Here is a 10,946-nt window from a genome sequence, read left to right as displayed (position 1 = left end):
TTCAACCTGCTGCCGACGCTCAACGCCATAGAGAACATCACGCTGCCCATGGACATCGCGGGCCGCAAGCCGGACAAGCAGTGGCTGGCGCGGGTCGTGGAGACCGTCGGGCTCGCCGACCGGCTCAGGCACCGGCCCACCCAGCTCTCCGGCGGACAGCAGCAGCGCGTCGCCGTGGCGCGGGCGCTGGCGGCCCGGCCCGAGATCATCTTCGGGGACGAGCCGACCGGAAACCTCGACTCGCGCGCCGGCGCCGAGGTCCTCGGCTTCCTGCGCCGCTCGGTCGACGAGCTGGGCCAGACCATCGTGATGGTCACCCACGACCCGGTCGCCGCGTCGTACGCGGACCGGGTGCTGTACCTCGCCGACGGCCGCATCGTCGACGAGATGCACAAGCCGACCGCGGAGGCCGTCCTCGACCGCATGAAGGACTTCGACGCCCGGGGGCGCACGTCATGACCGTCATGAAGACCTCCCTGCGCAACTTCCTCGCGCACAAGGGACGCATGGCGCTCTCCGCGATCGCCGTCCTGCTGTCGGTGGCCTTCGTCTGCGGGACGCTCGTCTTCACGGACACCATGTCCACGACGTTCGACAAGCTCTTCGCGGCCACGTCCTCGGACGTGACGGTGAGTGCCAAGAGCGCCTCCGACACCGGTGAGACGACCGCCGACAACGGCAAGCCGCCGGTCATGCCGGCCGCCGTGCTGGGCGAGGTGCGCAAGGCGCAGGGCGTGAAGTCCGCCGAGGGCACGGTCTTCTCCACCTCGGTGACCGTCGTCGACGCCGACAAGGACAACCTGTCACCCTCCAGCGGCGCCCCGACCATCGTCGGCAGCTGGAACGGCAACGACGCCCGCACCATGAAGATCACCTCCGGTGCGGCGCCCAAGGGCCCCGACCAGATCATGGTCGACGCCGACACCGCTGACAAGCACGACCTGAAGCTCGGTGACGAGATCGGCGTGATCAGCGCGGTCGGCACCCACGAAGCGAAGATCTCCGGCATCGCCGACTTCACGGTCACCAACCCCGGCGCGGCGATCTTCTACCTCGACACGAAGACCGCCCAGCAGACCCTGGTCGGCGAGACCGGCGTCTACACCAACGTCAACGTCACCGCGGCCGCCGGTGTCAGCGACGCGCAGCTGAAGAAGAACGTCTCGGCCGAGCTGGGCGCCGACTTCCAGGTGAAGACCGCCAAGGAGACCGCCGACGCCAACCAGAAGGACGTCGAGGGCTTCATGAACGTCATGAAGTACGCGATGCTCGGCTTCGCCGGGATCGCCTTCCTCGTCGGCATCTTCCTGATCATCAACACCTTCTCCATGCTGGTCGCCCAGCGCACCCGCGAGATCGGCCTGATGCGGGCGATCGGCTCCTCCCGCAAGCAGGTCAACCGCTCCGTGCTGGCCGAGGCGCTGCTGCTCGGCTTCGTCGGATCGGTGCTGGGCGTGGGCGCGGGCGTCGGCCTCGCGGTCGGCCTGATGAAGCTCATGGGCCAGATGGGCATGGAGCTGTCCACCGACGACCTGACGGTGGCCTGGACGACCCCGGTGGTCGGCCTCGTCCTCGGCGTGGTCGTCACCGTCCTGGCCGCCTACCTGCCCGCCCGGCGCGCCGGCAAGATCTCCCCGATGGCCGCACTGCGCGACGCGGGAGCCCCCGCGGACGCCCGGGCCGGCTGGATCCGCGGCGTGATCGGCACGGTCCTCACCGGCGCCGGCGGTGCCGCCCTGTACCTGACGGCGCAGGCCGACAAGGCCACCGAGGGCTCGCTGTGGCTCGGCCTCGGCGTGGTGCTGTCGCTGATCGGCTTCGTCGTCATCGGCCCGCTGCTCGCCGGCGGTGTGGTCCGCGTCCTCGGCGCCGTCCTGCTGCGGATGTTCGGCCCCGTCGGCCGCATGGCCGAGCGCAACGCCCTGCGCAACCCGCGCCGCACCGGCGCGACGGGCGCCGCGCTGATGATCGGCCTCGCCCTGGTGGCGTGCCTGTCCGTGGTCGGCTCCTCCATGGTGGCGTCCGCCACCGACCAGCTCGACAAGACCGTCGGCACGGACTTCATCGTCCAGTCCGACAGCGGCCAGCTGATCACCCCGCAGGCAGTCAAGGCCGCGAAGTCGGCGCCCGACGTGGAGCGGGTCACCGAGTACAAGTGGACCAAGGCCGACTTCACCACCCCCGACGGCAAGACGCTCAAGGACACGGCGATCACGGCGGCCGACCCGTCGTACGCGACCGACCTGCGCACCGAGACGGTCGCCGGCAAGCTGCCCGACGCCTACAAGCCCGACTCGATGTCCGTGCACGAGAAGTTCGCCGAGGACCACGGCATCAGCCTCGGGTCCAAGATCAAGGTCGCCTTCCAGGACGGCTCCGCTGCCGACCTGACGGTCCGGGCGATCACCAGCAGTGACGTCGTGATCGACGCGGGCGCGATGTACACGTCCATCTCGACGATGGCCAAGTACGTCCCGGCCGACAAGATGCCGCTGGACTCGCTGCTCTTCGCCAGTGCCAAGGAGGGGCAGCAGGATGCCGCCTACGCGTCCTTGAAGTCGGCGCTGCACGACTACCCGCAGTACACCGTGCGCGACCAGACCGACTACAAGGAGGCCCTGAAGGACCAGATAGGCCAGCTGCTCAACATGATCTACGGCCTGCTGGCCCTGGCGATCATCGTCGCCATCCTGGGCGTGGTGAACACCCTGGCCCTGTCGGTGGTGGAGCGCACCAGGGAGATCGGCCTGATGCGGGCGATCGGCCTCTCCCGCCGTCAGCTGCGCCGCATGATCCGCATGGAGTCGGTCGTCATCGCCCTCTTCGGTGCCCTCCTGGGCCTCGGACTGGGCATGGGCTGGGGCGCCACCGCACAGCAGCTCCTCGCCCTGGAGGGCCTGGGAGTGCTGGAGATCCCCTGGCCGACGATCATCGGCGTCTTCATCGGCTCGGCGTTCGTGGGGCTCTTCGCGGCACTCGTCCCGGCGTTCCGGGCGGGCCGGATGAACGTCCTGAACGCGATCGCGACCGAGTAGCCCGCCAAGGCCACCGCACACGGGGGTTGCGGAGGACGGGCCCGCCCCGGAGGTTTCCGCCTCCGGGGCGGGCCCGGCGTGGTGCGCGGCGGGTGCCCGGCACGGCCCCGGAAGCAGCTCGCCGGTGTCAGCCGGCCGTCCGCCGCTGAAGGACCACGTATCCGTTGGCCTTGCCCGCGACGGCGTACTCGGCGCCGGGGTGCAGCCGCCGGGCGTAGCCCACGGGGTCGCGGTACCTGCCGTCGATGTTCTCCAGGGCGATGTACTGCGGAACGACGCCCTGGGTGCCGCCGAGCCAGAGGACACGGCAGCGCGAGGTCAGGCGGCTGACCGGGCCGACGTTGGCCTCGACGGTGGCGCCGTCGGGGATCCGCGCCAGGAGCCGTTCGACGCCGGACACCGCCGCGGGCTCGCGGTAGACCTCGGCCTCCGTGAGCTGCGCCAGCGGCAGCGAGGTGGTCAGCGCCAGGGCCGCCGCGGCGACGGCGGCCGGCAGCTGGGCGGCGTACGAGCTCAGCCACGGGCGCGGGCTGCGGCGCGCGGTCGTGAGGGCGTCGGCGAGGGCGAGGAAGACCACCGGCATCAGGACCGCGCTGTAGTGCCAGTCGGTGCCCCAGTAGTGCTCGTCCCCGGACAGGAAGCGCCAGCCGAGCGTCGGCAGGGCCACCAGCAGCAGCGGGGAACGCAGGGCGAGCAGTCCGCTGGTGGGGATCAGCAGCCAGGCGAGGGTGCGGAGCTTGGTGCCGAGGCCGTCGACGGGGCTGCCCGGCTCGCTGACCTTGTTCCAGTAGTCGTAGGTCCCGGACGCGTTGAACGACGGGATGACCACGGTGAGGACGAGCAGCGTGGCCGCAAGGCCGAACACCGCGACAGCGAGCGCGTACGGAACCGTCCGGGGCGACGAGCCGCGCGCCCGCCAGGCGACGACGAGGGCGATCGCGGCCAGGGTCAGCCCCAGGTCCTCCTTCACCAGCACCAGGGGAAGCGCCCAGCACAGGGCCGCGCGCCGGCGGTCCGCGAGCAGGGCCTCCAGGGAGAAGGCGATCAGCGGGACGGCGAAGCAGATCTCGTGGAAGTCGAAGTCGACGGCCCGCTGGACGCCCCAGGACAGTCCGTAGGCGAGGCCGAGCGCGAGGGAGCGACGGCGGCCGAGCAGCCGGGCGGCGGCGCGGGTGACCGGTACGGCGGACAGGGCGAAGAGCGCGGCCTGCGCGAGAAGCAGCGTGACCGGCGAGGGGAACAGCCGGTACACCGGCGCGAGGAGGGCCGTCACCGGGCTGAAGTGGTCACCCAGGATGTCGAACCCCGGCCCCTTGAGGTCGGACACCGGCGCCCGCAGATGCGCGTACGCCCGCACGACCTGCTCGAAGATGCCCAGGTCCCAGGAGCGGGTCGTCATGTGCCGGTAACGGCCGACGGAGACGACCGCGTAGGCGGCGCAGAGGGCGGCGGCGAGCACCCACGGGTCCCACCGCCCGCGGTCCGGGCGCCGGTCGCCGCGGGGCAGGGCGACCGGCGCCGGTATGCGGGCTGCTGGAGCCCGGAGGGTGGGAGCAGGCATGCCGGGCCTTACGGGAGGGGGTACCGCTCGGGGGACCGGACCGATCATGCCGTGGCGAAAACAGCGGGTGGGGGTGATGGTGTGAAGGTTGGGCGGCTGATTCCCTCCCGACCGGGAGCACGGGCGTCATCCACAGCCCCGCCGCGCGGAGGCGCATCGTCGTACGCTGGAGACCCCCGGCCCGCGGCGCGCGTCGGGCCCGTCGTGTTGCCCACCCCTGGACGGAAAATCCCCGAATGAGCCTGCACGGTCTGCTCGACGCCGTAAGTAAGGACGCAGCCCTCGCGGAAGCGATCAACGCGGCCGCAGACGGCAACCGCATGCACGTCGACCTGGTCGGCCCCCCTGCGGCCCGCCCCTTCGCGGTCGCCGCCCTGGCCCGCGACACGGGCCGCCCGGTGCTGGCGGTGACGGCGACGGGCCGCGAGGCGGAGGACCTGGCCGCGGCCCTGCGCTCCCTGCTCCCGCCGGAGGGGATCGTGGAGTACCCGTCCTGGGAGACGCTCCCGCACGAGCGGCTCAGCCCCCGCAGCGACACCGTCGGCCGCCGCCTGGCCGTGCTGCGCCGCCTGGCCCACCCCCGCCCCGACGACCCCGAGACCGGGCCGGTCTCCGTCGTCGTGGCGCCCGTGCGGTCCGTGCTCCAGCCGCAGGTCAAGGGCCTGGGCGACCTGGAGCCGGTCGCCCTGAGGACGGGACAGACCGCCGACCTGAACGAGATCGTCGACGCCCTCGCGGCCGCCGCCTACGCGCGCGTGGAGCTCGTGGAGAAGCGCGGCGAGTTCGCCGTCCGCGGCGGCATCCTCGACGTGTTCCCGCCCACCGAGGAACACCCCCTGCGCATCGAGTTCTGGGGCGACGACGTCGAGGAGATCCGCTACTTCAAGGTCGCCGACCAGCGCTCCCTCGAAGTCGCCGAGCACGGCCTGTGGGCGCCGCCGTGCCGTGAGCTGCTGCTCACCGAGGACGTCCGCGCGCGGGCGCGCGCCCTGGCCGAGGAGCACCCCGAGCTCGGTGAACTGCTCGGCAAGATCGCCGAGGGGATCGCGGTGGAGGGCATGGAGTCCCTCGCACCGGTCCTGGTCGACGACATGGAACTGCTGCTCGACGTGCTGCCCAAGGGCGCCATGGCCGTCGTGTGCGACCCGGAGCGGGTGCGCACGCGCGCGTCGGACCTGGTGGCCACCTCGCAGGAGTTCCTCCAGGCCTCCTGGGCGGCCACCGCCGGCGGCGGCGAGGCGCCCATCGACGTCGGCGCGGCCTCCCTGTGGTCCATCGCAGACGTCCGGGACCGGGCCCGCGAGCTGGACATGATGTGGTGGTCGGTGTCGCCGTTCGCCGCCGACGAGGAGCTCGACGCGGACACGCTCAAGCTCGGCATGCACGCCCCGGAGACCTACCGCGGCGACACCGCCAAGGCCCTCGCCGACACCAAGGGCTGGCTCGCCGACGGCTGGCGCGCGGTGTTCGTCACCGAGGCGCACGGCCCTGCGGCCCGTACGGTCGAGGTGCTGGGCGGCGAGGGCATCGCGGCCCGCCTCGACACCGACCTCGCCGAGATCTCCCCGTCGCTCGTGCACGTGGCGTGCGGCTCGATCGAGCACGGCTTCGTCGACCCGGCCCTCAGACTCGCCGTACTGACCGAGACGGACCTGACGGGCCAGAAGGCGGCGGGCCGTGACGGCGCCCGGATGCCGGCCCGCCGCCGCAAGACCATCGACCCGCTCACCCTGGAGGCGGGCGACTACATCGTCCACGAGCAGCACGGCGTCGGCCGCTACATCGAGATGGTGCAGCGCACCGTGCAGGGCGCGACGCGCGAGTACCTGGTCGTCGAGTACGCGCCCGCCAAGCGCGGCCAGCCCGGCGACCGCCTCTACATCCCCACCGACCAGCTGGAGCAGATCACCAAGTACGTCGGCGGCGAGGCCCCCACCCTGCACCGCCTGGGCGGCGCCGACTGGACGAAGACGAAGGCCCGCGCGAAGAAGGCCGTCAAGGAGATCGCGGCCGACCTCATCAAGCTCTACAGCGCCCGCATGGCGGCCCCCGGCCACGCCTTCGGCACGGACACCCCCTGGCAGCGCGAGCTGGAGGACGCCTTCCCCTACGCGGAGACGCCCGACCAGCTCACCACCATCGCCGAGGTCAAGGACGACATGGAGAAGTCGGTCCCCATGGACCGGCTGATCTGCGGCGACGTCGGCTACGGAAAGACCGAGATCGCCGTCCGGGCCGCCTTCAAGGCCGTCCAGGACGGCAAGCAGGTGGCCGTCCTGGTGCCCACGACCCTGCTGGTGCAGCAGCACTTCGGGACGTTCAGCGAGCGGTACGCGCAGTTCCCCGTGAACGTGAAGGCGCTGTCCCGCTTCCAGACGGACACCGAGGCCAAGGCGGTCCTGGAAGGCCTGCGCGAGGGCTCGGTGGACATCGTCATCGGCACCCACCGCCTGTTCTCGTCGGAGACCAAGTTCAAGGACCTGGGCCTGGTCATCGTCGACGAGGAGCAGCGCTTCGGCGTCGAGCACAAGGAGCAGCTGAAGAAGCTCCGCGCGAACGTCGACGTGCTGACCATGTCCGCCACTCCGATCCCCAGGACGCTGGAGATGGCGGTGACCGGCATCCGCGAGATGTCCACGATCACGACACCTCCGGAGGAACGGCACCCGGTGCTGACCTTCGTCGGCCCCTACGAGGAGAAGCAGATCGGCGCCGCCATCCGCCGCGAACTGCTGCGCGAGGGCCAGGTCTTCTACATCCACAACCGCGTCGAGTCGATCGACCGGGCCGCGGCCCGGCTGCGCGAGATCGTCCCCGAGGCGCGCATCGCCACCGCCCACGGCCAGATGTCCGAGCAGGCGCTGGAACAGGTCGTCGTCGACTTCTGGGAGAAGAAGTTCGACGTGCTGGTGTCGACGACCATCGTGGAGTCCGGCATCGACATCTCCAACGCGAACACCCTGATCGTGGAGCGCGGCGACACCTTCGGCCTGTCCCAGCTGCACCAGCTGCGCGGCCGGGTGGGGCGTGGCCGCGAGCGCGGGTACGCGTACTTCCTCTACCCGCCGGAGAAGCCGCTGACCGAGACCGCGCACGAGCGGCTCGCGACCATCGCCCAGCACACGGAGATGGGCGCCGGTATGTACGTGGCGATGAAGGACCTGGAGATCCGCGGCGCGGGCAACCTGCTCGGCGGCGAGCAGTCCGGCCACATCGCGGGCGTCGGCTTCGACCTGTACGTACGCATGGTCGGCGAGGCGGTCGCCGACTACCGCCGCCAGCTGGAGACCGGCGAGATCGAGGAGGAGCCGCCGCTCGAGGTCAAGATCGAGCTGCCCGTCGACGCGCACGTCCCGCACGACTACGCGCCGGGCGAGCGGCTCCGGCTCCAGGCGTACCGCGCCATCGCCTCCGCCAACACGGAGGAGGACATCAAGGCCGTACGCGAGGAACTCGTCGACCGCTACGGCAAGTTGCCCGAGCCGGTGGAGAACCTGCTGCTCGTGGCCGGTCTGCGGATGCTCGCGCGGGCATGCGGCGTCGGCGAGATCGTGCTCCAGGGCACCAACATCCGGTTCGCGCCCGTGGAGTTGCGCGAGTCGCAGGAGCTGCGGGTCAAGCGGCTGTACCCCGGAGTCGTCATCAAGCCGGCCGTGCACCAGGTGCTGGTGCCGCGCCCGAAGACCGCGAAGGTCGGCGGGAAGCCGCTGGTCGGGCGCGATCTGCTGGCGTGGGTAGGGGAGTTCCTGACGTCGGTGCTGGGCTCCTGACTCACTCCCGGGCCCGCTGCGGCTCTGTCAGGCCACCGGTCGTACGTGTGCGCCGGTGGCCTCGCGCAGTGCCGCCGCCAGCCGGTCGCGGACCGCGACCTGGGCGGCGATGCGCGCGTCCAGCACCGCGAGACGGCCGGCGGCGATCCGGAGCGCCTCCTCGGAGGCGGGCCCGGCCGTGACGTCGCCGTCCAGGCACGGCAGGAACGCCCGTACGTCGTCGAGGGTCAGGCCCACGTCCAGCAGCCGGCGCACGTTGCGGACGCGGACGGCCGTACCGGCGTCGTACAGGCGGTAGCCGTTCGCGGCGCGTTCGGAGGCGATGAGCCCCGCCTGCTCGTAGTGGCGCAGGGCGCGCGGCGTCGTGCCGGTCGCCTCGGCGAGTTCGCCGATCCGCATGGGAGGTCGAGCCATGAGCGTCAGTCTCATGTGACGACCGCGCCGCCGTCCACCGGGAGGACCACGCCGGTGACGAACGACGCCTGCGGCGAGGCCAGTTGCGTGATCGCCCACGCCACCTCCTCGGGGCGTCCGACCCGGCCGAGCGGCGTGTGTTCGAGCTGCCACGCGCGGATCGCGGCCCGCTGCTCGGGGGTGTGGCCCGCGTGTTCGCCGATCGGTGTGTCGATCGCGCCCGGCGCCACCGCGGCGACCCGGATCCCCAGCGGGGCGAGCTCGACCGCCCAGCTGCGCGTGAGTACCTCCAGGGCCGCCTTCCCGGCCGCGTACAGGGAGTTGCCCGGCCAGCCGCGCTGCCCGACGGACGTCGTCACGTTCACGATCACACCCCGGCTGTCCTCGAGGGCCGGGAGCGCGGCCTGCACGAGCCTGACGGGAGCGAGCAGGTTCGTCGCGAGCTGGTGCTCGACGGCGGCACGCGTGTAGGTGCGCAGGGACTGGGCGTTGACGATGCCCGCGTTGTTCACCAGCACGTCGATGCGGCCGTGCCGGTCGAGTGCCGTACGGACGATGGTCTCGGGGCCGTCGGCGGCCGTGATGTCGGCGACGAGCGGGCTGATGCGGGCCGGGTCGTGAGCGGCGCTCTCGGCGAGGGGCGCCGCACGGCGGCCCACCGCCACGACCTGGAAACCCTCCTCGGCGAACGCGTGGGCGGTGGCCCGGCCGATGCCGGTACCGGCGCCGGTGACGAGCGCGGCTCGTGGAACCTTCGAATACGGGGATGCCATGCGGGGATCGTCGGACCCTGACGCCGGTGTCAAGGTCAAGCGTCCGGTTCATGAGCGAAGCCGCCCGCAGGAGCTGTCCCTCCGCGGACGGCCTCTGAGGGGAGGCCTTAAGTCTGGTCGGGCCGTTCGCGGTCGCGGTCCATGCCGAGCGATCCCTCGGCCCGCTGCTGCCCGGCGTCGATCTGGTCCTCGTACTTGCCGCCGGTCCTCTCGTTGATCTTCTGTTCCGCGGAGTCGGAGCTCTTCTTGCCCTTGTTCCGCGCCTGGCTCTTGAGCTTGTCGAAGATGCCCATTCAGAAAACTCCCTCCGGAGGTGGCTCAGAACCGACGATACGCGTGGCATACGAGGAATGCCCGTTTAAGCCCGATGTGGTCTGGACCTCTCCCTCGCTACCGTGGGACCAGGTACACACCGCCCGTGCGGAGGCGGAACAGGCAAGCAGGGGAGGGGCGCACGGTGAGGCGTCTGAGGGGCGGGGCGGCACTGGCCGTCGCGATGATGTTCACCGGTTCGGCGCTGGCCGGCTGTGAAGGCCTGGCCCCGCCCGCGGACGGCGGTGGACCCTCGGGCTCCGGCGTGCCGACGGCCGGTGCCGGACGGGCCGTGAACCCGCTGGACAACCCGGACGGCACGAAGCCGGGCCTGGCGGCGATCACGTCCACCGGGGACAGGGCGAGGGCCCGTGCCCTGATCGGGAAGGTGGAGACGAAGGGGCGCGGCCCCAGGACGGGCTACGAACGGGACAAGTTCGGCTACGCCTGGATGGACTCGGCGCCGGCCGACGTCCCCTTCGCCCGCAACGGCTGCGACTCGCGCAACGACCTCCTGAAGCGCGACGGGGAGGACCTTCGCTTCCGGTCGGGCTCGGACTGCGTCGTCATGGCACTGACGTTGCACGACCCGTACACCGGGAAGGTCATCGAGTGGACCAAGTCCCGTGCGGCGAAGGTCCAGATAGACCACGTCATGCCGCTGTCCTACGACTGGCAGATGGGCGCCTCGCGCTGGACGAAGGACAAGCGGGAGGCCATCGCGAACGACCCGCTCAACCTCGTCCCGGTGGACGGGCCGGCCAACAGCTCGAAGGGCGACTCGGGTCCGGCGTCCTGGCTGCCCCCGAACAAGCGGATCCGCTGCGCCTATTCGGTGCGCTTCGCCCAGGTGTCGCTGAAGTACGACCTTCCCGTCACGGCGGCCGACAAGCGGATGATGCTGGAGCAGTGCGGTGGCTGAAACGGCACCCCGGTCGCCGACGCGGCTGCCGCTCGGCCAGAAAGCCCTTTCCAAACGCCGATCCGGTGTGCTGAGGTGACGGGTGAGGTCGCTGAACGAGTGACGTGAGCCCGAGCGGAGGGTGCTGCCGGATGCCGAGTGGTCTCGTCGCGCTGGCGC

8 protein-coding genes are annotated in these 10,946 nt (G+C 71.4%); 4 read left to right on the top strand and 4 right to left on the bottom strand.

What is annotated here, in order from left to right:
* Together GTY47_RS10030 and GTY47_RS10025 are read left to right on the top strand one after the other, a co-directional pair.
* A partial coding sequence (locus GTY47_RS10030) for an ATP-binding cassette domain-containing protein (RefSeq protein ID WP_010035158.1) occupies positions 1-459 on the top strand: 459 nt, incomplete at its 5' end.
* The gene (locus GTY47_RS10025; RefSeq protein WP_010035156.1) at positions 456-3,035 is read left to right on the top strand and encodes an FtsX-like permease family protein; all 2,580 of its coding nucleotides are present in this window, start codon (positions 456-458) and stop codon (positions 3,033-3,035) included. The genes GTY47_RS10030 and GTY47_RS10025, both read left to right, overlap by 4 nt.
* A 127-nt stretch (positions 3,036-3,162) precedes the next feature.
* Here GTY47_RS10025 and GTY47_RS10020 read toward each other — a convergent pair whose 3' ends face one another.
* Positions 3,163-4,596 carry a DUF2079 domain-containing protein gene (locus GTY47_RS10020; RefSeq protein ID WP_029180838.1) on the bottom strand — a complete coding sequence of 478 codons (1,434 nt, stop codon included), beginning with the start codon at positions 4,594-4,596 and terminating at the stop codon, positions 3,163-3,165.
* 236 nt (positions 4,597-4,832) lie between these two features.
* On the opposite strand from GTY47_RS10020, the gene mfd reads away from it, so the two are divergent.
* Positions 4,833-8,366 carry a transcription-repair coupling factor gene (gene mfd / locus GTY47_RS10015; RefSeq protein ID WP_010035150.1) on the top strand — a complete coding sequence of 1,178 codons (3,534 nt, stop codon included), beginning with the start codon at positions 4,833-4,835 and terminating at the stop codon, positions 8,364-8,366.
* Between the two features lie 27 nt (positions 8,367-8,393).
* On the opposite strand, the gene GTY47_RS10010 is transcribed toward mfd, so the two are convergent.
* The 3 genes from GTY47_RS10010 to GTY47_RS10000 all read right to left on the bottom strand — a co-directional run bounded on the left by GTY47_RS10010 (position 8,394) and on the right by GTY47_RS10000 (position 9,846).
* Positions 8,394-8,765: a MerR family transcriptional regulator gene (locus GTY47_RS10010; protein ID WP_010035147.1), complete on the bottom strand. Its 372-nt coding sequence runs from the start codon at positions 8,763-8,765 to the stop codon at positions 8,394-8,396.
* Positions 8,766-8,791: 26 nt separating this feature from the next.
* Positions 8,792-9,553 (bottom strand): SDR family oxidoreductase, encoded by a 762-nt coding sequence (locus tag GTY47_RS10005; protein ID WP_010035140.1) that lies wholly within the window; start codon positions 9,551-9,553, stop codon positions 8,792-8,794.
* A gap of 107 nt (positions 9,554-9,660) precedes the next feature.
* Positions 9,661-9,846 (bottom strand): antitoxin, encoded by a 186-nt coding sequence (locus tag GTY47_RS10000; protein WP_010035138.1) that lies wholly within the window; start codon positions 9,844-9,846, stop codon positions 9,661-9,663.
* Between the two features lie 164 nt (positions 9,847-10,010).
* Here GTY47_RS10000 and GTY47_RS09995 point away from each other — a divergent pair, with 164 nt between their 5' ends.
* Positions 10,011-10,787: an HNH endonuclease family protein gene (locus tag GTY47_RS09995; protein ID WP_010035135.1), complete on the top strand. Its 777-nt coding sequence runs from the start codon at positions 10,011-10,013 to the stop codon at positions 10,785-10,787.
* The last annotated feature ends 159 nt before the right edge of the window (positions 10,788-10,946 follow it).

Origin of the sequence: Streptomyces sp. SID5464 (assembly GCF_009862985.1) — a bacterium.
In the GTDB taxonomy this organism is placed as follows: Bacteria; Actinomycetota; Actinomycetes; order Streptomycetales; family Streptomycetaceae; genus Streptomyces; species Streptomyces chartreusis_D.
Note: the sequence above shows the minus strand (reverse complement) of the source record. Positions and strands in the feature narration are given on the sequence as shown.